14 protein-coding genes, 1 other RNA gene and 1 pseudogene are annotated in these 26,550 nt (G+C 43.5%); 13 read left to right on the top strand and 3 right to left on the bottom strand.

The features are described from left to right. Nucleotides 1-15: 15 nt before the first annotated feature. From R2I63_RS01825 to uvrA, 3 genes are all read right to left on the bottom strand, one after another. The gene (locus R2I63_RS01825; protein ID WP_316358214.1) at nt 16-1,038 is read right to left on the bottom strand and encodes a hypothetical protein; all 1,023 of its coding nucleotides are present in this window, start codon (nt 1,036-1,038) and stop codon (nt 16-18) included. Nucleotides 1,039-1,118: 80 nt separating this feature from the next. Beyond that, an RNA gene (gene ffs / locus R2I63_RS01820) (signal recognition particle sRNA small type) lies at nt 1,119-1,214 on the bottom strand. 15 nt (nt 1,215-1,229) lie between these two features. Beyond that, entirely contained in the window at nt 1,230-6,839 is a 5,610-nt protein-coding gene (gene uvrA / locus R2I63_RS01815) for an excinuclease ABC subunit UvrA (RefSeq protein WP_316358211.1), read from the bottom strand. Nucleotides 6,840-6,883: 44 nt separating this feature from the next. On the opposite strand from uvrA, the gene pyk reads away from it, so the two are divergent. The 13 genes and pseudogenes from pyk to R2I63_RS01750 form a co-directional block, all read left to right on the top strand. After that, nucleotides 6,884-8,671: a pyruvate kinase gene (gene pyk / locus R2I63_RS01810; RefSeq protein ID WP_316358208.1), complete on the top strand. Its 1,788-nt coding sequence runs from the start codon at nt 6,884-6,886 to the stop codon at nt 8,669-8,671. Nucleotides 8,672-8,812: 141 nt separating this feature from the next. Further along, entirely contained in the window at nt 8,813-10,417 is a 1,605-nt protein-coding gene (locus tag R2I63_RS01805; protein WP_316358205.1) for a hypothetical protein, read from the top strand. A gap of 105 nt (nt 10,418-10,522) precedes the next feature. Then, nucleotides 10,523-11,293 (top strand): hypothetical protein, encoded by a 771-nt coding sequence (locus R2I63_RS01800; RefSeq protein WP_316358202.1) that lies wholly within the window; start codon nt 10,523-10,525, stop codon nt 11,291-11,293. 90 nt (nt 11,294-11,383) lie between these two features. Then, complete coding sequence (locus tag R2I63_RS01795; RefSeq protein ID WP_316358199.1) at nt 11,384-12,337, top strand: hypothetical protein; 954 nt, start codon at nt 11,384-11,386, stop codon at nt 12,335-12,337. After that, nucleotides 12,334-12,549, top strand: coding sequence for a hypothetical protein (locus R2I63_RS01790; protein ID WP_316358196.1), 216 nt, complete (start codon nt 12,334-12,336; stop codon nt 12,547-12,549). Before R2I63_RS01795 ends, R2I63_RS01790 begins: the two co-directional genes overlap by 4 nt. Nucleotides 12,550-12,859: 310 nt before the next feature. Continuing rightward, complete coding sequence (locus R2I63_RS01785; RefSeq protein ID WP_316358195.1) at nt 12,860-16,258, top strand: hypothetical protein; 3,399 nt, start codon at nt 12,860-12,862, stop codon at nt 16,256-16,258. Then, nucleotides 16,249-17,313, top strand: a complete 1,065-nt coding sequence (locus tag R2I63_RS01780; protein ID WP_316358194.1) for a hypothetical protein — start codon at nt 16,249-16,251, stop codon at nt 17,311-17,313. Before R2I63_RS01785 ends, R2I63_RS01780 begins: the two co-directional genes overlap by 10 nt. Before the next feature lie 207 nt (nt 17,314-17,520). Beyond that, nucleotides 17,521-18,069 carry a hypothetical protein gene (locus R2I63_RS01775; protein WP_316358191.1) on the top strand — a complete coding sequence of 183 codons (549 nt, stop codon included), beginning with the start codon at nt 17,521-17,523 and terminating at the stop codon, nt 18,067-18,069. 369 nt (nt 18,070-18,438) lie between these two features. Continuing rightward, the gene (locus R2I63_RS01770) at nt 18,439-19,182 is read left to right on the top strand and encodes a dual specificity protein phosphatase family protein (protein ID WP_316358190.1); all 744 of its coding nucleotides are present in this window, start codon (nt 18,439-18,441) and stop codon (nt 19,180-19,182) included. Nucleotides 19,183-19,199: 17 nt separating this feature from the next. Beyond that, nucleotides 19,200-20,504 (top strand): ankyrin repeat domain-containing protein, encoded by a 1,305-nt coding sequence (locus tag R2I63_RS01765; protein WP_316358187.1) that lies wholly within the window; start codon nt 19,200-19,202, stop codon nt 20,502-20,504. Nucleotides 20,505-20,514: 10 nt separating this feature from the next. Then, entirely contained in the window at nt 20,515-23,952 is a 3,438-nt protein-coding gene (locus R2I63_RS01760; RefSeq protein ID WP_316358185.1) for a sister chromatid cohesion protein PDS5, read from the top strand. Beyond that, nucleotides 23,946-25,910 (top strand): sister chromatid cohesion protein PDS5, encoded by a 1,965-nt coding sequence (locus R2I63_RS01755; RefSeq protein WP_338140845.1) that lies wholly within the window; start codon nt 23,946-23,948, stop codon nt 25,908-25,910. Before R2I63_RS01760 ends, R2I63_RS01755 begins: the two co-directional genes overlap by 7 nt. A 27-nt stretch (nt 25,911-25,937) precedes the next feature. Further along, nucleotides 25,938-26,498 (top strand): annotated as a pseudogene (locus tag R2I63_RS01750) (IS256 family transposase); the annotation flags it as partial. Nucleotides 26,499-26,550: the final 52 nt, after the last annotated feature.

Raw genomic sequence — 26,550 nt, 5'->3', positions numbered from 1 at the left:
GACCCTGATTTTTCTTTAGAAGTTGAACTGGATAGCGCCGGTTGCGCCGTGGTAGATAATGTGGCCACCGTGGTCAAGGATATCACCCGTACCATGGAAGGTCAAGTTGCCGCTAGCAGTCGCAATGGCCCCGACGTAGATGACTTGATAGTTAAAGAGAAAGAAGAAGTGTTTGGTGGGTCTGAGTTCAATAAAGGGGAATACTTGCGCAAAATAGGCAAAGTTAGAGCCACTTTTATCAATGTCGCGATGCACGATGGCGTTGCCTTTATCAAGCATTAGGGTTCTTTGCTTATCACGATTAAAGAGACCCCCACCTTTGACAACGAGTCCCCACGTCAAAAAGTGGTAGGGATTGTATTCGAGGTCTCCACCTAATTGAAGGCCAAACGATGTATTTTCTGTCCGGACACGGTAGCGACTTGTTTGAGGAATCTCATCAAAGGGTTTGGTAAAGTACATTTTAAGCTTTTCGTCGATGTCAAAATAGCGAAGACCGAGGATCCAGGAAACAGAAAAATGGTCAGTATAGCGAGGGGTGACATGATGCCAGTAATTCAGCTCATACGTATACATTTTCGAGAGATAGACTGCTTTTACCCGGCTTGCATAGTTATAGTCGTAGGTAAATTGGGTAATGTTTCCATCGATATTTAGATTCTTAGGGCAATTTCTCGTTTTCTGGCCACTCCAAGCGAATCCCCCTAAGTAGCGCGCTTCCCATGTAGAGTAGATGCTTGGGTAGATCTTTGTGGCAACCGAAAATCCTGAATTGAAATGCATATCGTGGACGAGGTCTTTCGACTCGATCATGGGCTTTCCCTCTTCCTTTCGGCAGTCAACAGGTGTCCATTCTATGGGAATCCCCTGTGGGCCTCCAGCCGCAGCAACTAAATGCTTGTTCTGGGAGTTAGCACGTCGCATCAAAACATAGTCGAGTTCAATGGAGAAGTGCTGGTAGTAGGCGCCTTGCACGGCACCGTACGTACTGGCGCAACTTCCAAGTAAAAGAGCTATCCACAAAAAGGTTTTCTGCATTTGCATTCCATTTAAAATACTGAAATGTATCAAAATGAAATTTCTCCTACAAGCTATTTTGAGAGCTACAGGCATAAAAAAAGCCGGAGAGTGCTCCTGGCATAACTTAAATCCTAAAGGCTGCTACATTCCTGTCCTGACCTGGTTCAGACCGCATTACTCCAAAAGTTCCCCGGCGAGCCCCTAGTTTATCATATGAGGTATTTTCCTGTATAGGAAGCGCTTGTTTTTCCAATTTCCTCTGGGGTGCCGGTGGCAACGATCTGGCCGCCGCCTTCTCCAGGGCCGGGCCCCAGATCGATAATGTGATCAGCGGCCTTAAGGATATCGAGGTTATGCTCAACAATGATAACGGTATTTCCTTTATCAATAAGAGTATGGAAAATGGGAAGGAGCTTCGCAATATCGTCGCTATGAAGGCCGATCGTTGGTTCATCGAATAGATAGAGTGTCTTGCCGGTTGCCCGTTTTGAAAGTTCTCTTCCAAGCCGCATGCGTCCGGCTTCGCCTCCTGATAGGGATTGAATTTCCTGCCCCAACGTGAGGTAACCCAACCCAACACTGATAAGAGTCTCCAAAATTTTCTGGAGCTTTGGAATGGGAGGAAGGAAGTTCAGTGAGTCTTCAACGGTGAGTTTCAGTAGCTGGCCTAAGCTTTTTCCCTTGTAGGTGACTTTTAAGCTGAGGGGATTTAGCCGGTTTCCATTACAGCTATCACACTTGACTCTTAAAGAGGGGAGGAATTGCAGTCGGATAGTTTTGAACCCGAGGCCCCAACAGCTTCGGCACATCCCTTTAAGGTGGTTATGGCTAAAGTGTTTTGGCTGCAATCCTCGCGCTGCTGCTTCGGGGAGTTTGGCAAAGAATTGGCGCAAAGGTTGATTGGCTTCGCTATAGGTGGAGACATCGGCTCTAACGGTATGCCCAATAGGATTCTGATCGATAGCAATCAGCTTATTGATTTCTGAAAGTCCTTTAATTTTTGCTCCGTCAATGGCGATTTCGTCACTATCTGAGCGGGAAGCGATATGTTTTTGCACGCCTTGTTTTAAAAGTGTGTCGACTAGCGTCGACTTCCCCGACCCTGAAACGCCACTGATACAGGTTAAAACCTTGGTAGGGATTTTCACAGTGATATTTTTGAGGTTATGTTTTTTGGCTTTTTCGATAGTGAGAAAGTTCTTTGAGACGCGTCGCTTTTCAGGGATAGGAAGCTTTGTTTTCCCACTTAAATAGCTGCCGGTTAGCGAGGCTTTATTCTTTTTAATTTGGGCGAGGGTCCCCTCTGCTATGAGCTCCCCACCAAGCCTGCCTGCTTTGGGGCCAAAATCAAAAATATGGTCAGCAATTTCCAAAGTTAAAGGGTCATGTTCAACCATGAGAAGCGTATTTCCTAAATCGCGGAGATGTTTAAGTGCTTCGTTGAGCCTTTCGTTGTTATAGGGGTGAAGGCCAATAGTTGGCTCATCCAAAACATAGAGGCATCCCGTCAGGCCACTTCCGAGCTGGCGGGCAAGGTGAATCCGTTGCGTTTCTCCTCCACTTAGGGTGGGCGCACTGCGGGAAAGAGAGAGATATTCCAACCCAATATTGCAAAGGAAGGTGAGGCGATGAATCAAGGGATCTAAAATCTCCTGAATTTCTTTTTCCTTAGGGATACCATCGATAAATGGGAGGGCCTCGGATAATGGAAGGTTGCATAAATGACCGAGTGTTTTCCCCTCAAGTTTCACTCCTCGCGCTAGGGGATTGAGCCTCTCACCTTCGCAACTCATGCAGGGCGCAACCTCGAGCAGAGGCTGCATGGTTTCTCGTTGCTGGCGGTGCCCTGTTTTCCCAATTTTTGCAAAGGCGTGATTAATCCCTATAAAGCGGAGTTCCATTTTTTCGCATTTGAAATAGCGGGGCGATCCATTGAGTATTAGCTGGAGCTGTTTTACAGGAAGTTGGTAAAGGGGGATATCGGGATCAATCTCTTCTTCCTCTAAAAAGGTGAGAAAGACTTCCTCAGCAACAGAGGTTGCTTCTTCTTTCCACAATTTACTGATTAGTTCATAGGAGGAAAGGGCCATGATTTTTTGGTGGGAGAGGACATTAGCTCCCCACTGAAATCCGAGTCCCAAACAGTCGGGACACATCCCTTCTTCTGAGTTGAAGGAAAAGGTGTGAGGAGTAAGCGGGGGGTAGGTCTTTCCTGTGCTGGGAACAGCAAAGGCTAGGTTGAAAAGAAGGTCTTCATCATCGAGTGCAACGGTAAAGGGCTCTTTTGTTAGGGCTGTTGCTTGTTCTATCGCCTCGAAGAGCCTTTTTTCAATACCAGGACGGATGGCAACGCGATCGACGACAAGAAAAAGAGCATTTTTTCGGTTTGCTTGGTAGGGGATTTCTTCATCCAGTTCGTAATACTCTCCATTAAGGCGTACTCGAACAAATCCTTGCTGCGTCAAAACATCCTGAATCTCATCTATTGATTGCCCTTTTACAACTTTGATCGGGGATAGGATGTGGAGGCGTGTTTTTTCGGGAAGTTTTATCAGATGCTTAACCACAGACTCTTTGCTGATCGATTCAATCTTTTCTCCTGTTTCAGGGCAATAAGCTACGCCTCGGTGAGCGTATAAAAGCCGGAGAAAATCGTAGACCTCTGTCATTGTTCCAATAGTTGAGCGAGGGTTTCCTGCATGGTGTTTTTGTTCGATAGCAATTGCCGGGGAGAGCCCTTCAATCTCTTCGACTTTGGGCTTGGGCATCTGTTTCACAAACTGCCGGGCATAAGCAGATAGAGATTCAATATAACGTCGCTGTCCTTCAGCATAGATTGTTTCAAATGCAAACGAACTTTTCCCAGAACCAGAGGGACCCGTGCAGACGGAGATTTTCCCTCGGGGAATTTTGAGATCTTCTCCTTTTAAATTGTTTTGTCGGCATCCGATTGCAGTCATTGCACTGAGCGGTTTTTGAGTTGCTTTATGGGGACGACTTTTGGGAGCTTTACGAGGGCGGAGCGCATGTCCTGTTGGAGTTTCTTTTTTGGCCATCTGCTCTGGAGTGGCAGTGGCAAGGATTTGTCCCCCTCCTCGCCCTCCTTCAGGGCCTAAATCAATGATCCAATCCGTTGTTTTAATAAGATCAATATTGTGTTCGATCACAAGAACTGTATTTCCAGCGTCGACTAGATGTTGCAATATATCGATGAGCTTCCGGATATCATGAAAGTGGAGTCCTGTTGTAGGTTCATCCAAGATATAGAGCGTTTTCCCCGTAGCAGGGCGGATGATTTCTCGAGCAAGCTTTATCCGTTGCGCTTCCCCTCCCGAAAGTGTTGTAGAGGATTGTCCAAGGGTGGTGTAGTCCATCCCTACTTGTTTGAGAAGGGACAGTTTGTGGTGGATATGGGGAATTGCATCGAAGAAACCGAGAGCCTCTTCAACAGTCATTTCCAAAACATCGTGGATATTTTTCCCCTTGTAGGTAATGGCAAGGGTTTTGGGATCAAACCGTTTTCCATTGCAGAGAGAGCACGTTGTCCACACATCGTCCATAAAGTCCATATCGAGGCGGATCTGTCCCATCCCTCGGCATTCGGTGCATGAGCCTTCCTGGACATTGAAGCTAAAACGGCCAGGCTTAAAGCCTGCCGCCTGGCTTTCAGGAAGTTTTGTGAAGAGATCTCGGATATCATCGAATACTTTGATGTAGGTACTGGGATTAGAACGGGGGGTTCTGCCAATCGGAGTCTGATCGATGGCAACGATCTTATCAAGGTGCTCTAGCCCTTGAATCGCTTTGTGCTTTCCTACTGGGTGCTGTGCGCGATGAAGTTTATTTGCAAGAGCTGGATAAAGCGTATCGGTAATAAGAGAAGATTTCCCCGAGCCTGAAACTCCTGTAACTGCAATGAAAAGCCCCAAAGGAATATCAACATTGACCTGCTTTAGATTGTGATGCTCCGCTCCTTCGATCGTGAGAATATTCTTCCCTTTTTTTCGCTTTTTTAGAATCGGGATGGTTTCTCTTCCACTTAGGTAGGCTCCTGTAATTGAGCGGGGTTCCTTCTCTAAATCTTCGATCGTTCCAGCAGCAATCACCTCTCCTCCGCGGGATCCTGCTTCGGGGCCGATGTCGACGATAAAGTCAGCCGCTTCCATTGTCTCTTCGTCATGTTCTACAACAATGATTGTGTTTCCACGGTCTCGGAGTTTTTCTAGAGTGGATATAAGCTTTGTATTGTCGCGGGGGTGGAGGCCTATCGAGGGCTCATCAAGAATATATGTGGTGCCTACAAGGCCGCATCCAATCTGCGAAGCGAGGCGTACTCGCTGCGATTCTCCACCAGAAAGAGTGGGGGCGGTGCGCTCTAAAGCTAAGTAGTAAAGTCCGACATTGAGGAGAAAGTCGAGCCGTTTTTTGATCTCCAAAATGAGATCATGCCCCACCATTTCTTCGAAGGGAGAAAGCTTGAGCTTTTGAAAGAAGCTGTGGAGCTCTTCGATTGTCATTGAAGTCAGCTCATGGATTGTTTTTCCATCTAGCTGCGTTGCTGCAGGGTAAGGCTTGATGCGAGAGCCGTTGCAGTCGGGGCAAATCGTTTCATGCATCAGCTTTAACATCTTATTTCTGTAGACGTCACTCTTCGCTTCATTGTAACGCTTTTTTGCCTCTGAAATAACGCCGCGCCATTTGATATATTCGATCCAGGAAGTCTTCTTCACAGGGTGAACAAAATGCATCTTTGTCCACTTTTTTCTGTTTCCATGCAGGTATTGGTTTTGGGCTTTTACAGGGAGATCTTTCCATGGAGTATGGACGTCAAAATCATAGAGGCTGCCAAGGTTATTGTAGATGTTTTTCCACTTCACCGTGTTGTAAGAGCCAGCGATTAAGCAGCAGTCCTCCGCAATACTCAGCTCGGGATCAATAATTTTGTCGAGATCAAAGTCTTGTGTGAGCCCAAGCCCTTCACAGGTGGAGCACATTCCGCTAGGATGGTTAAAGGAAAAGTCATGGGGCTCTAGCGGAGAATAAGAGAGTTTCGATTTTTTTGCGTAGGCGTGCTGCGAAAAGAGGGTTTCTCTCTTGCTTGTTTTATTGTAGACACTCATCACCCCTTCGCCAAGCTCCAATGCCTGAGTCACCGCTTCTACAATCCGGTTTTTTTCTTCCTCCTTGAGGAGGATCCGATCGATGACAAGGTCGATATCATGAGCAGTTGATTTATCAACTTCAATTTCGTCTTCAAGGTTCACAATCTCTCCATCCAGGCGAATACGCATAAACCCTTTGCGGATAAGCTCTTCAAAGAGATCCTTAAATTCGCCCTTTTTTCCTTTGATATGGGGGGCTAAGAAAATGAGCTGCGATTTTTCTGGAAAATCCTGAATGGTAGAAAGGATTCGCTCCATGCTTTGAGGCTGAACCTTTTCGCCGCTTACAGGGCAATGAGGGGTACCAACGCGGGCAAAAAGAACGCGGAGATAATCATAGATTGCTGTAATGGTTCCAACGGTAGAGCGAGGGTTTCTCCCTGATGTTTTTTGTTCGATCGCAATGGTTGGAGAAATTCCTTCAATGAGATCCGCATCGGGTTTCTGAAGACTTCCCATATATCTGCGTGCATAATTGGAAAGCGATTCGATATAGCGCCGTTGCCCTTCAACAAAAATCGTGTCAAAAGCAAGTGAGGATTTTCCCGAACCTGATACTCCAGTAAAGACATTAAAAGTCCCTGGATCGAGGGTGAGGTCAACTCCTTTCAAGTTGTGAACTCGGACATTTTTTAGGATGATAGATTGTTTTTCCATAGAGGATAGTATACATTAATAAGAGTTTCTATATAAGAGGAAATATGCGTACGAGAACAAAAATTATTTGTACCCTGGGACCTGCAACAAGCAGCTATGAAAAAATTTTGCAGCTGATCGATGCAGGGATGAATGTTGCTCGAATCAACATGAGTCATGGCGCCTATGACAAGCATAAAGAAACGATTGACAATCTCAAAAAAGCGCGGAAGGAAAAAGGGATCGCCTTGGCGATCATGCTTGATACAAAAGGACCTGAAGTACGGGTCTGCAATCTCGCTTCTCCCATTGTTTTGGAAGAAGGAGCCCACCTTAAAATCACCAAAGATCCCAAAGAGGGAGAGATCACCCTAGAGCCCTTTGAAGTCATTCAAGACATTAAGATGGGGGCACAAGTCCTCTTTGATGATGGGTATATCACCTCGAAAGTGACTGAAAAACACCCCGATTTTTTGGTCGTGAAAATAGAAAACCCCGGCGTTTTAAAATCGCAGAAAGGGGTGAATATTCCTCACGCAGAGCTTCAGCTTCCTGCCGTGACAGAAAGAGACATTTCAGACATTGAATTTGGATGCAAAAATGGGATTGATATTTTAGCAGCATCCTTCATCCGCTCAGCTGACCATATCATTACCATTAAAGGGATTTTGGCAAAAAGTAAGTCGAGCCATGTCATGGTCATTGCCAAGATTGAAAATGCTCTGGGTGTGAAGAATTTTGATAGTATCCTTCAAGCTTCAGATGGGATCATGGTTGCTAGGGGAGATTTGGGGGTAGAACTGCCTGTGACTCAAGTTCCCAAGCTTCAGAAGGTGATGATCCGCAAATGTTACCAATCGTTCAAGCCTGTTGTTACAGCAACGCAAATGCTTGAATCGATGATCTCAAATCCTCGCCCCACACGCGCTGAGGTTTCTGATGTCGCCAATGCTGTGTACGATTGCACCTCTGCGGTAATGCTTTCAGGTGAGACGGCTGTGGGACAATATCCCATTGAGACAGTCAAGCTCATGCGAAGCACGATCATAGAGGCTGAAAAAGACTTTGATTATGAGGATTTCTTTTACAAAGATGTATCTCGACAACTTTTTAATGACATCTCTTCATCGGTGGCACTCGCTTCGGTAAAAACAGCCTATAGCGCCCATGGAAAAGCACTCATTGCCCTCACAACAAGTGGATTTACCGCGCGTCTTATGGGGCGGTTTCGTCCCGAGATGCCTATTGTTGCTGTTACACCCGATGAGAAGACCTATCATCAACTTGCCTTTTCTTGGGGAACCGTTCCCGTTTTGGAGAAAGTGAAAAATGTGAAAGAAGGCGTGCAACGGGCCAGTTGTTTTGTTTTGACGCATAAACTCGTGCGCTATGGAGATCTGATTGTGGTGACCTCTGGAACCCCTTTTGGAGTCAGTGGAACAACCAACGTGATGCTTGTTGATAATATCGGTGATGTGCTTGTAAGAGGACTTCCTGGAAATGGAAAGCGGACTCATGGAAAAGTAGAGTTTCTGCTCAGTTTTGATGAAGAGGCCAAATATGACTTTAAGGATAAGCTAGTCGTTCTGTCAAGTTGCTTAGAAGAGTATGAACCTCATCTCAAAGTAGCAGGGGGAATTATCCTTCAAAACCATCCTGATGACTCCCGTTCTGAAGATCTTGCAAAGCAGTTTGCTCGTGACTACAAAATACCTCTCCTAGTTCGCGCGGATGCAGCATGCACGACACTCAAAAAAGACCAGCTTGTCACCCTAGACCCGACCAAAGGGCTCGTCTTTGAGGGAATCGTCGAATCAGAAGACGAGATGCGAGAGCAAGTCTGCAAATTCTAGTGTCAAATTCAAACTTTATTGATATCTGCCTAAAATTTTGATTATCAATGCTATGTAATTAATAAAAAAGATTGTTCTAAATAATTTTTTCGAGTATGATTACTGCAAAATTTTGCATTATAATGAATGGAGATCAAAAATATGTCAATTTCACCTGTTACATCCTTTTCTTCTGCGATTTTTAGCGGCATCGACTATAGTATACTTCACTGCACCCACTCTATTATATTTACATGTCTTGTAGATCAAACAGGGGTGGTTCAAAATATTGCCAAAACGACAACACCTCTCCTTAAAGATGCCTTTGTATTTGGGGCCGTTAATGGGACTGTTGAATATGCTTCAACAAACTTAAAGAAAAAAGCGAAAAGAGATTGGACTCCAGAGGGATATGGTCTCGATAAAGGGGTGGATGCTCTGCAGTTTGCCATTGCTATCGCGTCGCGATATGCTGTGGCAAAGCTATGCAATGAGTATTTTGGCACGAAGATTACAAACGAATTTGTCCATATCTATACAGCTTCAGATTTCATTATGATCCCCTTTTCAAGGGGACCTATGGATGCAACTATCCAACTTGCAAAGGCAGGATTTCAGACTGCGATTTGTGCTAAAGTTCTTTCGATTTTTATGGCGACTCCGTTATTTAAAAATGCATTCTATTTTGGAGCCATTAATTTAGCAGTAGTCAGTACAATCACGAACCACAGTCTGAAAATTCATGTAGGAGTTGAAGACCCAAGGCATCTTTATATTTTGCATGTTGCACTCGGTGTTATTTCTCTTACGGGCACTTACTACAGCGCAAAAACCTGTAATCAGTATCTCAAATTGCAGATTCCTAGAAACTATATCGTTCTTATGGTTGCCCTAGCCCTCCCAATAGTTCCAGTGACTGCCTTTTTCAGATACATTAAATATGATATTTTTGGCGCAGACTTTGCTCAAACTATGGAAAGGGTTAAAGCTTCTGAAAGTGATAATGTGCAATCTGCGATCAGACAGCTTACCGAAATCGTAGAAAATATGGATGGACTAGATCGACGGACTATTATGCAAAGGTTTCGAGAGGGGAATTTCGGAGAGGCACTTTCTAATGCAGGGACATTGTTAGGTCCACAATTTCGAGGAGTCTTAGGTCAGATTTTCACTCAGTGGATGCAAGGAAATGCAATAGAAGATATTGTGACCAACTCATTGGAAGTATTAGGGTCTAATGCAGAGGCAATCGATCCAGTTCTAGGTGCTGTTAGGGTTGCAGTTGGAGTGAACTCAAATAAGGCTGGTGCAGACTTTATTCTAGAGGAAGTTTTGAAAGATGCTAGTCAACAGACTAAAGATGCTTTTGCGATGATGGATGCTGGTAGAGACACTACGAAATTTATTGTGACTAAAGCAGTTGCTATCTACGTTGTAGGAAGTAAAAAAGGAGAGGACACTCCTAATTTCTTTTCAGGTCCTACTAGGGAAAAGGTTCAAGCACTACGCACCCAAATTGGAGAGACACCGGTGCTTGCGGCTGATTACGAAGCTGTTCTTGGACATCTTGATGCTGCAGCTGCTAAAGAAGTGGATGACGAAGATTTCTTTGCTTTCCAAAACGAGATTGAAGAGATTGAAGAGAATGAAGGTCAAAAACTTGCGCTCACAACCCTTCAGGGAATTGGATCTCCAGAGCTTCAAACGACATTTTCACGGAACTGTTGCAGAATTGCAGCACAAAAACTAGCTGAGGAAGTGGAGTAGCAAGGCACTAATTACTGTTCACTAAAGAGCCACACTTCCACAGAAGTGTGGCTCTTTTTTTTCCTGACTTGTCATTTTTTTCTGCTTGAGGCACCATCCTGGGATATGAAAAAGCTTGTTTTGATTCTTCTTTTACTGCCGGCCTTGATTTTTTCTGATGATGGGGCATTGAAGCGCCCTGTCGTTCTATCAGTACCAAAGGCAGGTGGGCACCTTGCTTTAAAGACATTGAGTTTATTTCCGGAGACCCCAAAAGGGCAATGGGCTGATCACATTGTCAATTGCGGCGTGCGCAACCCTTTGTTCTATGATTCTGAAACGCCAAAAGTCATCATTGTGCGAGATCTACGAGACGTCTTTGTTTCGCTGGTTTATTGGTTTGATGCTCAGATTGAGAAGGGACTGATCAATCGTCACTTGGCTGCGAAGCGCAAGGGGTTGCGAGAACTGATCCAACACTGGAGAAGCTGCAGCCTTGATGAAAAACTTCGGATTGTTTTGGAGGATGGGCAAGAAAATCTCTACTATGATGGTTGTATGAGGGAGAACATCGAAGAAGCGTGCGTTTTATGCAATGAGAAAAACACTCAGGTTATCCGCTTTGAAGACCTTGTGGGCCCCAAGGGAGGAGGAAATGTTGAATCTCAAAAGGAATGTATTCGACAGTTTGCAGCAGTTTTCTCTCAAGACTTAAAAGAAAAGCAGGTTGAGGAGATCAGTCAGAAAATGTTTGGAACAGCGCACCCTACGGAATTTGATCAAACCTTTCGCAAGGGGCAGATTGGAGCATGGAAAAGTCACTACAATGAAAAAAACTTACTTCTTTTCTATATGCGGTATGGTCGGTATCAAAAGGCATTCGGCTACATTCAGTAGTATGCAGTATAAGATGTTTTAATCCGTTATGGACGGGATACCTTAGGTTTGATAGACTCCCTCTTTATCACTTGAAATGGAGAAGTGGGGATGACTATCTTTCAGATCTCGCCCAGCACCCCTTTGCAATGTCCTTTCTCTTTAGAGAAATATACTGGAGGGAACCCAAATCCTGAACTTACCGCGATGGCTTTTTCTGATTGCAACTTTGGCTTGGAGAGATTGGAGCTTATGGATCGGATTTTGTCGAGCGAATGGTACGTTTTTCATCAAGGACGTTTTAAGATGGGAGAAATCAAGGTTGAGTTTGGAGTCACTAATGCACTTTTTAACGCAGCTCTTGGATCTGAGAAACTGCTTTCTTCAGATGGTCTTTTTAACTTGGACGGGCTTCATGGAGGAGAGCGTCGAACCATTCAAAAACATGTCTCTTATAGCAACAATTGCCCAATGTGTCATAATAGAGTCCGAGGGCTTTACCAATCGAGATATCTTAATCGGCAGCTGAAATTTGGGAGAATTGATTTAAGCAGGTGGGAGATTGTTCAGATGAAGCTTGAAGAGGTTGCAGATTTTGCAGCTCCCCTTGTTGAGGCATTTAGAGAACTAAAACAGTTTGTCTCTCGTGAGGGAAGGAACCGGCTGTCTTCCTTGAGTAAATTTCTTCATTCTGTTGATTTTTATGTTAATAAGTTCGAGAAAAAACTGCAGACCAGCCTTGTCCTTTCTTTGGGGATTAAGGTGATGTGCTTAGGCTATGAGAAGATCGGAATCAAGATGTTCAAGAAGATGCATCAGAGAATTAATTCTCAAGTCAATGTGCTATTGATCTTTGGGTCCATGCTGTTTGTTTGGAAGGGACTACTCTATGTTGTTGATCAAGATCCAGCAGAAACAGTGATTATTGGCACAGTGATTTTTCTCATCTACCTTTTGGGGTTTGAAGGATTGGTTAAACTCGTGGGAGTCCTTACTTTTGGGAATCTGATGAATCAAGCCATGGAAGCTAGAGCAGGTCTCAATCGAGCCAGGAGAGAGAGATGAGCGCATATAAGTATGTTAAAAAGCTTGAAGAGCTAAACATTAATGATGTGGAGCTCGTAGGAGGAAAGAACGCCTCTCTTGGAGAAATGCTTCAGACACTTTCAAAGGAAGGGATAGCGGGTGAATATTTACTGCTCATTTTTCTCCGTTTCATAAACTATCTCCTTTTAGTCTATCCGAGACAGCTTATTCTCCTAAACACACCTGTCTAAATTTTGGGGAGCATTATAATCATCATTACTAAATCTCTGTAGGTCAATGCAAAATTACAATATCACCTGACTAACCAAAGGGTAATCTCTCCTGCAAAATGCTTCCATTTGAATGGTTTGTCTTCGGAATCCAACATTGTCATCTTAACCTCTCACCTAACACATGAAAAATTCAATTTTACAGAAGCCAAGCGTTTTTTGCACCAGAACCATATGGAAATTCTTTGATATGTGGTTGTAAATCTTTGACTAGATAACCGCTATCGATTAAGCTCTTATGGCATCTTGATCAAACTAGTAGGATGAGCCGATGCAGAAGTTAACACATCTTAGAGTCCCTCCTCCCTCCAGCTCCTCAGCAAGCTCTACCTCTAGCGATCATTCATGCGGCTATAGTTCTGCATCTAGTTCTCCAGAAAACTCTCCTCCGGCAAGACATTTACCACTAAGACTTCCAGAAGCAAAGTATCAAGAGCTATTTGACTCTATAGATCCCTGGCACCCAAATCCCGAGCAAAGACTATCTGCCAATACACAGCACATGAAAACCCTGCAGACAACAATCAATAGGAAGATTCAAGAAAGTTATTTCTTTGTTTTGGGAAAGCAGCAGGAAGATGAGCGCTTTCAAAAGGTTTTTGTTGATTTCTTCCGTGAGATACGTGGTGTTAACAACTTAGCTAAAGAAGCATCTATTTTGTTAGCTGATCATTTTCGAGGCTATGCAGACGTGAGTGAAAAAGTCGAATACACCATAGATGCTGGAGACTTTTCAGATATCCACTGTACTTATCATCAACCAACAGAAGAAGTGATTCTTGAGCTCAAGAAGATCCTTGAAGAAGAGTATGGCCTGAAGGGGCAGCTTATAAAATCTCTGAATAAAGCAGGACAAAAGATTGGAGATGTATTTCAACTAGATACTCACGATACCTGTTTGCGAGAGTTTTCCATATTTCCTAGATTATTTCCCAAATGCATGAAAGCACTGAAGGAGATATTCAGCAGCCTATTGGTATCAGAGTGGCTCAAGAAAGACATTGAAGAGGTTAAGATCTATCTCAAGCAATACCCCTCTAAAGAAAGCATCGAAAGACCAAGACTCACAAAGGAAGATCTCACTCGAGCGATAGCACTCTGGACAGCAGCAAAGCACTACGCTGAGCAGCAAAAGATACGAGATCATCAGCTCTCAAATAAACATAGAAACGAGCTAAAAGATGATCTATGTAGTGCCTTGATCTCTGGAGGATTATCCTTTATAACGGGAGATCCAAGCTTAGTAATTGGACAAGCAGCAAAAACGGCAATGAACTCTTTTGGCAATACAATCGACCCTGAAGGAAAAGATCAGGCAGTGCAAGTCTTAAAGCTATTTGGAGGCTTTGGTCTTGGTAGCGCAATGGGAAGAAATTCCTGGGATCTAGGAACGGCTCTTGGTGTTGATCTTCTTGACCTAGCAACTCGAGCAGAAAAGACAGGAAAAGGAGAGTCTGCCTTAAGAAACCTTGGTGGATCTGTACTCAAAGGCGCATTAACGCAAGATAAGAAAAAGCTAGTCTGCCAAGTACTAGGTTTTAGCGTAGCTGAGGCTGTTAATCAGCTTCCTGAGACAGATGAGACAACGCCGCTTGACATACGCATCGCAAGAGCATTGATATCCAATGGAGATGTTCAAAGTCACTACATTAAGCAGTACGTTGACCAAAAGTTCAAGGAAGCTCCTAAACCAAAAGTTGGCGGAGAACTTACTCCAGAAGAACAAGAAAAATACCCCAAGCAAGAACCAACTCTGGCAGACTTACAGCAGCAAGAAGACAGCAAGCAACATGCTCTAAAGATCCAAGCAGCACAAAATGAGCTCATACAAAAAGAAGCTGGTGTTGCAGAAGCAAATAAATACCTCAATGAGAAATTTGCAAAGTATCAAAAAGCCTGTGGTGCATTCAACTCTGCAACTAAGGAATTGAGCAAAGTCATCAAGGGAAACGAGAATCTATCAAAGGCGATAGAAGAAAGAGATGACGCCCAAAAGACACTAGATAGTCTACAAGGAATAGAGAGAATTCCAGTTCCAGAATCTAAACCTGAAAAGCCCAAGAAACCCAAAACAGTAGTAGGAAAAGCATGGAATTGGATAAAAGAAAACGTTGCAGTAAGCGGTGAAATATCTGCAACTAAGATGCCGCTGTATACCACGAATCCATCTACCTCTTCAGATAGATATGTGCCAAGAGAATTGTCTCAAGCCCCTCCACCTCCGAATAGACCACAGATAAGGGAGCCTAATGCAGGACAGTGGGAGAATGTTCAGGCGATGCAACAAGGCCAACTCTTCAACAAAAACATGCAATACCAAACGCCTGTTGTAGATAATAGCCCTAAAGCCCCCTTGAACTATCAAGCTTACTGGGGGCAAGGTCTGGCAAACAATGTGCAAGTGCCACCAATGGAGCTCAGGATACTAGAACGAACTGCAGATCTTCCTCGAGGAGATTCTCCTCAAAGACAGATTCAAATGGCTGGTTTTTCTGGATCTATGGAGTTTGCATTAATGGATGTAACTCTCCAGTCAAGGTCTGCTATAGATGCTTTAAAGACGGTGAAAAGCGCTGCTGTTAACGACTTCACAAAAAGCATTCCAAAGGGTGGTGCTAAAATTCTCCGAGGCATCTGCAGCTTAATGCTTCCTGATATGTCTGACGTGTCCGGAGCTGAATGTCCAAAAGAACACTTTAAAAGATTCTCCGCTAGCGCGCTATTGAAGTATGACAAGCTTGTACATATCAAGGACCCTTATTCTTTCGGAGCAAGAGCTGGGGAGTTCGTTGGTGAGATGATTTCTTTTGGAGGTGTTGGAAAGGTCATAAGAGTCGCAGAAGGCATTAGCGTACTGGGCATGGCTTGTGAAGGCGGCGTAGTAGGCCTCGTTATGGCAGAATCTCATGACACCAATAAAGCAGCGGGGGTGGCCTTTGGTTTTGGTCTTGGTAGTGCAGCAGGTTCGATACCGAAAGCATTTAGAGCTTTAAAATCTATGAGCACTGTTAGTCCACTACAGGACAGGGCACTGTCCACGGTAGCCTTTAGGCATGAAGTGGGTAGGCAGTTGATAGAGAACCGCATACTACGATGTAGTTTTGTTAGTGATAAGACTGCGTTAAATCTTGCTAAAAGAAAACTCACATATATAAAACCCTTCGATATACCATACGTAAACAAGGGCCCAGAGCTTGAGTGGTGGAAAGTTGCAAGCCCTAAAATAGATGCTCTTAAGCGAGTAGTTTCCGATAAGAAAGAACTATACAAAGTTGTTAGAAAAGAGTTTGCAAGTGACAGTCTATCAGAGATGAAGATACGCAGAGTGCTTGATTATTCTGGGTTCAAGACTTTTGAGAATCCAAAGCTCTTTCCCACTGAATATGTAGCGGAATTTGCAAAGAAGAATGCAGGTATTGTTTTTAGAAAGCCTGGGACTGTATACGAAGAAAACATTTTAATCAGGATATGCCCAGGTCTTCGCAAAGAGAATCCAGTGACTGCAATTATTGAGGGGAAGCAAATGAATGGAATACTGAGACAACAAACTCATTATGTAGTCCAGAGAAAAGGGAAATATTACTTAACAAAAGATGGTAAATGGATAACAAAACCAGATGAAACAACCCATATTCAATTAACTGAGTATCAATTTAGGGGATGGGAATAATGATACCTGAAGAGATAGAAAATGAAGCAAGAGATCTTAGGGAAGATAAAAGCATATATCCTCTATTTCTTGTAGACGAGTTTAGAAAGGCGAGAGAAGAAACACGCACAGAAAAAGAAACAGGAAAAAGCATTCCTTACAACCCAACTAAAATCACCGATTTTTTACAGATCATTCGCACTACATGGGTTATATCCAACGCAGAATACCAAGAGCGCTTCTGGGTAAGGCAAGAGCCTCCTATGATGGGAGATAACTATATGGAAACCCTAGAGACTTTTCTGTCCGATGGAGAAGCTGTTCTTCTGGCGAATGATGCTGGAAGAGTTTCTATGACTGCTAAGCAACGCGAAATGCTACAGAGACTATACACGATGGTAGATGATTTTGATGGAGATCCGACTGTACCAGACGACCCAGGATACGGTCTAAATGACTCTGCAATTATTGCTGATCCAAAATGGCATAAGATACAAGCATACGCCAAGCTCGTCTATGAGGAGATCACAGGAGACGACCTCGATGCATGGGAAAAGTCTCGCCCCCCAAGAGAAAAACGTCCAGAGATAAAGCAAAGAGACGCTACACCAGAAGAGATTCATGCAGAAGAAAAAAAGATCTACCCAAGTTTCCTTATTGAGCAATTCAAAAGACGCCAGCATATCCCTGAGACGAGTCTTGAGCACTGCCTGATCAACGTGTATTTAGAAATCTGGACGATATCCAAACAAGAGTATCAAGAGCGCTTTTGGGTGAGGAAAGAGTTTCCCCTATACGACGAGGAAAACTGCATGAAAACGTGCTCTAGGTATCTATGTGATGTAATAACAGTCATACATGGTGCTGAAGATAACAAGCTTGATGTGACAAATAAGCAATGCAAGGTGCTCAAGAAGCTATCTAAAATGATCGAAGACTTCAAAAAGGATCCTAATAGACCCAATAACCCAGGGTATGGTATTAACGACGGTGAGATTATTGCTTACAAAAAATGGAAAGAAATCCAGTGGTATGCCAAGTCTGTCTATGAAGAACTCACAGGAGAGAAAGCTTAGCTCTATAGTAAGCGCCATAATCGATCTATAAGAGCCTATCTTGTCTAAGGCAGCGTCATCCTATGGCTATATAAAAATAAAGCGCTTATATTTAGCGTGATATTTGCTAATCAAACAGTTTTCAAGTTTTATGCAAGCTATTTGTTACAATCTGAAGAGGCTAGCGGTTCTAGATCCCCCAAATTTGTGTCTCTCCTAGGGAGAGGTGTGTCCAAATGGACTGAATTTTCCATTTCTAAACACTTACAAACTACAAAAACTATCAAAAAGCACCTGTTTTTTCGAACTCAAAAGTTTTATATCCTGAAACTTCTGAATCTCTTTGGTTCTAAACAGCCTCACTATCAAAAGATCACATCCATCGCAATGGTCGAAGACAGCGCAAGTGGGGAAAAGCATTGGAAAAATAGAGCAATTGGAGACCTATTGACCAAAGCTGATAAAAATGATGTGATTGTTGTCTCGACAATTACTGCGACCGTATTGGGACTCGCAGCGCAAATAGAAAGGGAATTTATCAGCGTCAGAACTAAGGAAGCTTTAGCAAAAAGGAAGTCTGATGGAGTGCAATTAGGAAGGCCTAAAGGACCAGCAGCCTCCCTTAAGCTCGATGAAAGAGAAGAAGAGATCGTTGGCTACCTAAAGAAAAGCATTAGCAAGAGAGCAATTGCTAAATTAACAGACTGCTCTCCTTCGACCCTTTATAAATGGATGAAGCGAAGAAAAATCGAGAAAAAAGTTCTTCAACCTGCTTAGAAAAATGGTAAATGAATAATCCGTTTAAAATGAATTTTTTAAGTAAAAAATGTCCAGAAAAATAATTTCTTAGCGTATATCAGCGCACGAATGTCGCTCGGACTTTTATATGAAGAAGGAGTCGAACCAACAAATAACCTGGCAGAAAGAGGACTTAGGCCTGCAGTCATTTGGCGATTTTTTTTTGATGCTCATCTGAAAGGGTCTTCGATTCCATTGCTCCTAGACAGTTCCTAACCCCTCCGTGAACGCGTACCTTATTTCTAAATGACATGGAAGAAAACAGGGTTATTTTTAAAAAATCTTTACTTTTTCTTAAAAGAAAAGTAAAATTTTTTGATATACATTGATTCCTTAGGAGGTATAGACATGGACCCTGTTTCTTCTTGCTTTTCCCATCCTTTTATTTCCCCCTCTAACCCCCTAACTGATGAAAATGCTTCATTAAGAAGCAAAATCCTTTCTACTCCACCGTATACGGCTAGTGGTCTTTGGGAAGAAGGGCCGGAATTTATCTCGATTCATACCCATGTCCATGAAATCCTTCCCCATGTCTACCTGGGCAATTACCGCGCCTATTTAAGTGTTGACCCTCAATTTATTCAGAAATATCCAATGGTTGACAGGCCAGAAGAGATTTTTGATGGACCTCCTAAGCAAGAAGTCTTAGATAAAATTGATCAGAAAGGATGCTCCGAGCTCAACATTCAAATCATTTTAAGTATCACTGATTTCCATCCAGGAGAGGGAGTCCCTTTAGATGACTGGTCAAGATTCAAACCTCAGTTATCTGGAATCCAACATGCTAGAGTTCCTGTAGATGATTTAGATTGTAGCTGGGAACAGATTGAGCCGCATCTCGAGACCCTTTTTAGTCATATTGACCAAGCACGCGATCAGAAGAAAAACCTATTGATTCACTGCGTTCAAGGGGTGTCTAGAAGCCCTGCTGTTTTGATTGCTTATTTGATCAGCCGCTGCGCCGTCCCTTTTGAAAAGGGTTTAGACTATGTCCAGTCGATTCGTCATCAAGTTTCGATCAAACCTTCATGGGTTGGTGATGATCATAGAGGCATAAAGAGATTTGAAAAGAAAAACATCCCCATTTTATGAAACCTAGGAGGCCTTAAATGTCAGCTCTTTTACAACCTGTTTTACAAAATGCTATTTGCACGATCACACAAGAAGTCATGAAAGATCCCCACGCTTTGCCTTGTGGCCACTCTTTTGAAAAAGAGGCCATTGAAGGGTGGATCAATGCCAATCAAAATGCTCACGGGAGAAGCCGATGTCCAGAGTGTCGCACTCGATTTACCCATATCGCCCGAAATTTCACTGCTAAAAACATGCTTGACGCCATCCCTGACTCTACAAGACTCATTGCTTCCATGGCCCTATCCGCAAAAAGAGAGTCCATGAGGATTGATCGCCAATTATCTGAAGGTGAGACAGATCAAGCCATTAAAATTTTTGATGCCTGTCGAAGAGGAGATATGGATCTCCTTGACAAGCACATATCTCGTGACAGCCTTGTACGAGCAAAGCGGGAATTTCCCATTGGGAAAATAGGATGGACCCCTTTTCATGAAGCAGCCTTTCAGGGGCACCTTAACATTCTCGACCGTCTTTATGAGGTCTGTCCTGAACTCCTTTTTGTAACTAGGGAAGATGGATATAGCGCGCTGTATGCAGCAGCAGAAGGGGGCAATAAAAATGCTCTTGAATGGATCCATGGAAAAGATCACACCTTGATCAACGAGTCCTCTCTTAAAGGAAAATACACGCTCCTGCATGCAGCAACCCAAGGAGGGGATGAAGAGAGCATCCGATTTCTTGTAGAGACAAAACCGACTCTTTTAAACTTGAGGGCGCAAGAGCATCCTCTTGGCGATGAAAAAACCAAGGGACTCCTTGCAGCTTTACAAGGGTTAGACTTAAAGGAGCTTGACCTAAGAAAAAATCAGCTCACAGAAAAAATAGCAGACTCATTAAGCCTTTGTCTTGGGACTCTTTCCACAGAACTCCTCTTAGGAGGAAACCCTTTAGGACCCATATTCTTTGAAAAAATACTGAGCAGTCTGAGGGTCTCTGATGTCGAAAAAATCAATCTCAAACACACCTCACTTACAGATGACGGAGCCTCTATTGCCGCTCGCTTGATCCAACAGACAGGCGCTCTCAAAGAATTGGGATTAGAACAGAACCAAATCACCGACGAAGGGGCAAAACAGCTAGCAGAGGCCTTAAAAGCAAATAGATCATTAACAACCTTATGGCTAAATGACAATCAAATCACAGATACTGGAGCACGCTATTTTTTTGAAGCGCTCCAACAAAGGACAATGCCTTTAAAGCTCAATCTGTTAGGAAATTCAATCGGAGAGGCGACTCAGCAAATGCTAAGAACAATCAGGAACCATACGGTAACTGTTTAGGAAAAACGCAATGAGCTTTATTAACCCTTATCCAATCACAAAAAAAGGAATCCAAGACCATAACCCTGAAATCAATGCGATCTATACTGGAAAAACAGGAAAATCTCCCCATTTTTATTCTGTAGGGCCCAAAACTTCAGGCTCTGCAATGGGAGCCATCTTCCAAAAGCGCCACTTTGACCCCAGTAAAGCCGCTCCATGTAAAAAGTGGATGGGAAAAGCCAATACTCCAATTCATCGAAACAATTTACCAAGGCCAACAGGAGAAAGACTCCTTTCAGAAGGTGAGGTTAAGCGGTATCAAGAAGCGATGAATATCAGCGCCATCTATGAAAAAATTGCCTACGATTGTTTTTATGAAATGGGGAGAGGTATTTTTCGCGTCCCTAAAACGCGCCTTTCTAGAGAAAAGTTTTCTACTCCCCATATGCGTGAACATTTTCTTGCTCACGTGCTCAGTGATTCCGGTATTCAGGAATCCCTTTTCATTATGAGTCAAATCGATGAAAACTACCAAGATTTTTCGCAGGCCCAAGTCGAAAAAGGGTTAACCTTTATCCAGTATCTCGAAAAGTACCACTGCCCTCCAGATCACCTTTTAACTCCACAGGGAAAAAAAGTTCCCATCAAAGGATTCATGGGAGTGCTTGGAGTGGGAAGAGTCCTTGCGGATACCGACACCTTAGGAAGCTCTGGGACAAATGCAGGATTTCAGTGGGTCTATCAAAATGGCGCAATCACTTACGCGCAAACAGTAAAGATTGATCCAGGAGAATCTTTTTCCTTTTCTCTATATGACCACGAAGAAGCTCTGACAAAAAATCGGGTCCTAACCACCCTGGATCGACCCACTTTAGAAGGGTCCCCAGCAAGCGACCTAAAAGATATCCGTGATCTCCAATATGGGAATATGATTTCTGGAGAGAAAGCCATTCAGTGGAGCACCCTTGAAGAAAACCAAAAAGATGAATTTTTAAGTGTCTTGTTTAATGCAAGCCGCTATCTCAATGAAGATAAAATCCTTCAATTTCTCTTAGAAAGAGATGAAAAGTTTAATCGAAGTCCCCTTGAACAGATCCCCAAAAAACTTACAACCTCTATAAAAACAAAGATGCAATCATGGATTCGTCTCCAGCTAAACATTTATAAAGAAGATCTAAATCTTTTCAAAAGCCGCCACCCCGAAAAGATTCTTAAAGCCTACTATATCGACTCTCTAGGAGAACTTCCCCTCCCTGCCTCTCAAGAAACCTTTCCGATTGAGGAACTTTTTACGCAGCTCACACTCATTAATACAGAAAGTCAAAAAGGGGAAAATCAACCCTTAAGGAAAGACCTGCCTGAGCAAGATTCTTTAACAGAAGCTTTTAAGCGGGGAAAAATCACCTCTGAGCCTATCAACCTCGAAGATCTTTTTATTCCCAAAGAAGGAAAACCTTGCAACAAAGTTCTTATGATTGGAGGAGCAGGAATTGGAAAAAGCACCGTCTGTCAAAAAATTGCCTATGATTGGGCAGCAGGCCGCTTATGGAATACGCAATTTAAATACATCTATTGGCTCCCCTTACGTTACCTAAATCCTCTTGTTAAAGAAGGAAAACTCAATAGAAAAGATCCAGATGAGTGGCTGGCTCAAGCAGCTTCCCACTTGATTTTAAAAGACCCTGCTCTTTATCTCTCTATGTTAAGAGAAATAAAGGCCCATAAACATCAAATGCTTATCTTATTTGATGGATACGATGAAGCAACCCCCGCCTTGGCTCAAGCACTATCCCCATTTGAAACAAGCACAGACCTCAAGATCTTATTTACCTCCAGACCAGGACCCATTACTTCTCTCCAAGAAAAAATGGACCGCCTCGTGGAAAACATAGGATTTTCTGATCCCCAGATTCACTCCTATATGAATCACTATTTTGCTCGGAAACTCGAGATCCATGACCCCATTAAAGCCAAAGAAGCTTTAAAGGCTTCCCTCCCCCCATCGTTTGACCTCGCTAAAGAAATCGATAACGTCAGCCTATTCCTCATTTCTGAAGATCAAGACCTACGAAAAGAAGCCCTTTATATTTTAGGAACACTCGGTGCCTATGCAGCAGCCCTCAACGAGCAAGACCTAAAAAACCATATCGTAGAAATGCTGCAACACAAAAAAGAAAAAGAAGCCACTCTCAGTCTTAACCATATCGCCCGATACGAAACCGATTATAGCCCCCCTCAAAGACACATCAACCCCAATGACCTTTTAGAAATTTTCAACAAAGATCCCAATTTACAAGCAATCTCTCACACCCCCCTGCAATTGCAAATGTTATGTGCCCTGTGGGAACAAGGGGCTCGTGAGTGCAGCTTCCCAAAAAATCTCACGGGCCTTTATACCACAATGCTCACCCATCTGTTTCATTGGAATCAAAAAGAGCAGCAAAAAATCCAGTACCATTCTTTACATCCAGAAGACAAACACCAAGCATTTTTAACTCTTGGAAAAGCAGCGCTCATAGGACTCCAAGAAGGGAACCTCATGGTTAGCCATGAGACTTTAACCAAAAGCTTTTCTGCAGACGAGATCCAAGCGCTTTTAACAACAAGGCTTTTGCAAGGAGTAAAAAAACAAGACGCAGCCGCTTATGTCGACTACGCCTTCTTGCACTTGACCTTCCAAGAGTATTTAGCGGCCTATTTTATGAGCTGTCAAACACGAGAAACCCAAAAAGATTGGATCGTCAAACACCGTTATTTCCCACAATTTCAGCTTGTCATGGCCTTCCTTGGAGGACTTATCCACGCCAAAGACAATTCAGATAAAACAAGAACCAAGGCTTTTATTGAAGACTTACATGCCCCTCCCATTGAGCTAATCGGTATCGCTCAAATGCATGTGACCCTGCGCGTCCTAGAAGAATGCAGAGATGAAACACTTCAAAGCTGGGCAGAGGAGAGATTTCATATCTATCAAGCCTATGGTGACTACGTGCTATTCAACATAGAAAAGCTCAATGAGGCGCAGGTAACTTTTCAATTTCCTTCCTTTATCTGGCCCTCTTTTATGGGAAAAATAAATGCACTGCTCAAAGGCTCTGATCGGCGTGTGCGAAGCTCAGCGTGCGAAGCTCTTGTTAAGCTTGGTGAAAAAGGAGACAAAGAGCAATTTTCTAAGATTTTAGAGGCCCTTCGTCCTCGGCTTAAGGACTCTAATAAGAGGGTGCGAAGATCAGCATGCGACGTTCTTGTTAAGCTTGGTGAAAAAGGAGACAAAGAGCAATTTTCTAAGATTTTAGAGGCCCTTCGTCCTCGGCTTAAGGACTCTAATAAGAGGGTGCGAAGCTCAGCATGCGACGTTCTTGTTAAGCTTGGTGAAAAAGGAGATAAAGAGCAATTTTCTAAGCTTTTAAAGGCCCTTCTTCCTTTGCTTCAGGACGCTTATTTTTACATCTTTCTAAGATTTTAGAGGCCCTTCTTCCTCGGCTTAAGGACTCTGATTCGTCTGTGCGAAGCTCAGCATGCTACGCTCTTGGGAGGCTTGGCAAAAAAGGAGATAAAGAGCAACTTTCTCAGCTTTTAGAGGCCCTTCGTCCTCGGCTTAAGGACTCTAATAAGTGGGTGCGAAGCTCAGCATACGAAGCTCTTGTTCAGCTTGTCGAAAAAGGAGACAAAGAGCAATTTTCTAAGATTTTAGAGGCCCTTCTTCCTCGGCTTCAGGACGCTGATTCGTATGTGCAAAGCTCAGCATGCGAAGCTCTTGTTCAGCTTGGAGAAAACATAGACAAAGAGCAATTTTCTAAGATTTTAGAGGCCCTTCTTCCGATGATTCAGGACGCTGATTCGGATGTTCGAAGATTAGCATGCTACGCTCTTGTTAAGCTTGGCGAAAAAGGAGGCAAAGGGCAGCGTTCTCAGCTTTTAGAGGCCCTTCTTCCGATGATTCAGGACGCTGATTCGTATGTGCGAAGATCAGCATGCTACGCTCTTGGTAAGCTTGTCAAAAAAGGAGACGAAGGGCAGCGTTCTAAGATTTTAGAGGCCCTTCTTCCTCGGCTTCAGGACTCTGAGGGTTGGGTGCGAAGATCAGCATGCGACGCTCTTGTTAAGCTTGTCGAAAAAGGAAACAAAGGGCAGCGTTCTCAGCTTTTAGAGGCCCTTCTTCCGATGATTCAGGACTCTGAGGGTTGGGTGCGAAGCTCAGCATGCGAAGCTCTTGTTCAGCTTGGAGAAAACATAGACAAAGAGAAATTTTCTAAGATTTCAGGGGCCCTTCTTCCGATGATTCAGGACGCTAATTCGTCTGTGCGAAGCTCAGCATGTGAAGCTCTTGGTAAGCTTGTCGAAAAAGGAGACAAAGAGCAATTTCCTAAGATTTTAGAGGCCCTTCTTTCTGTGCTTCAGGACGCTAATTCGTCTGTGCAAAGCTCAGCATGCGAAGCTCTTGTTAAGCTTGTCGAAAAAGGAGACGAAGGGCAGCGTTCTAAGATTTTAGAGGCCCTTCTTCCGATGATTCAGGACGCTGATTCGTATGTGCAAAGCTCAGCATGCGAAGCTCTTGGGAAGCTTGGTGAAAAAGGAGACAAAGAGCAATTTTCTGAGCTTTTAGAGGCCCTTCTTCCTCGGCTTCAGGACTCTGATTTTTATGTGCGAAGATCAGCATGCGAAGCTCTTGTTAAGCTTGTCGAAAAAGGAGACGAAGGGCAGCGTTCTAAGATTTTAGAGGCCCTTCTTCCGATGATTCAGGACGCTGATTCGTATGTTCGAAGATTAGCATGCTACGCTCTTGTTAAGCTTGTCGAAAAAGGAGACGAAGGGCAGCGTTCTAAGATTTTAGAGGCTCTTCGTCCTCTGCTTCAGGACTCTGAGGGTTGGGTGCGAAGCTCAGCATGCTACGCTCTTGTTAAGCTTGCCGAAAAAGGAGACAAAGGGCATCGTTCTAAGATTTTAGAGGCCCTTCTTCCTCGGCTTCAGGACTCTGATTCGGGTGTGCGAAGCTCAGCGTGCAAAGCTCTTGTTAAGCTTGTCGAAAAAGGAGACGAAGGGCAGCGTTCTAAGATTTTAGAGGCCCTTTGTCCTCTGCTTCAGGACGCTGATTCGGATGTGCAAAGATCAGCATGCAAAGCTCTTAGGGAGCTTCGAGAGCGCTCAAAAGAGCAACTCCCTGGTATTCTATTTGCTCTTTCTAAAGGGCAAATAGAAAATTCTTTTGTGTATATGTATTTAAATGAATCTATACTTTGGGGTTGTGATTCAAATTTAAAGTTTTCTCTATTAAAAAATAATAAAATTTTGGAGTCAAAAACTTGTGGAAAAGAAGAATATGAAAAGATTAAATCTTATCTTTTAGGAACAACTTCGCCTTTAAGTAGCTATATTCTCAGCACAGGACATTTTTCAGACACCTCCCAGTTATATTTGGTATAATGAAGGTAAACAGATGTAGTTCGCTGTATTTGCTTGTTTGTTATCATAGGGGCACTTGCGGGTGGAACAAAGAAAATGGTTGCGATTTACGACGGAGAAAGAGAAAGCAAGCTATCTTGGAAAACAGTGCTGCAGGATCTTAAATCCAAAGGACTGAAACAGGGCCCAAAGCTATCAGTTGGAGATGGGGCTCTCGGATTGTGGGCTGCTTTAGAAGAGGAGTTTCCTGGATGTGCTCAGCAACGTTGCTGGGTACATAAAACCGCCAATATCCTTGATAAGATGCCAAAATCGGTTCAGGTTGATACGAAGTCAATGATCCATAATATGTATATGTCTCCAACAACAGAGGAGGGAATAAAAGCGATGAATCGCTTCATTTCTCTCTATGAAGCAAAGTATCCAAAGGCATGTAAATGCTTGACGAAAGATGAGGATCAGCTCTTTACCTTCTATGATTATCCCGCCCAGCATTGGCAGCACACTAGGACGACAAACCCGATAGAATCAACCTTTGCAACAATTAGGCACCGGTCGAGACAAACAAAGGGATGTGGCTCCAGGATAGCGACGCTGTCAATGGAGTTTCCTTATATGAGCTTTTATTCATTCTCGAAGGTTATAAACAGGATCCTGTATT

Source organism: Candidatus Neptunochlamydia sp. REUL1, from assembly GCF_963457595.1.
In the GTDB taxonomy this organism is placed as follows: Bacteria; Chlamydiota; Chlamydiia; order Chlamydiales; family Simkaniaceae; genus Neptunichlamydia.
This window is presented reverse-complemented; position numbering and strand designations above follow the sequence as displayed.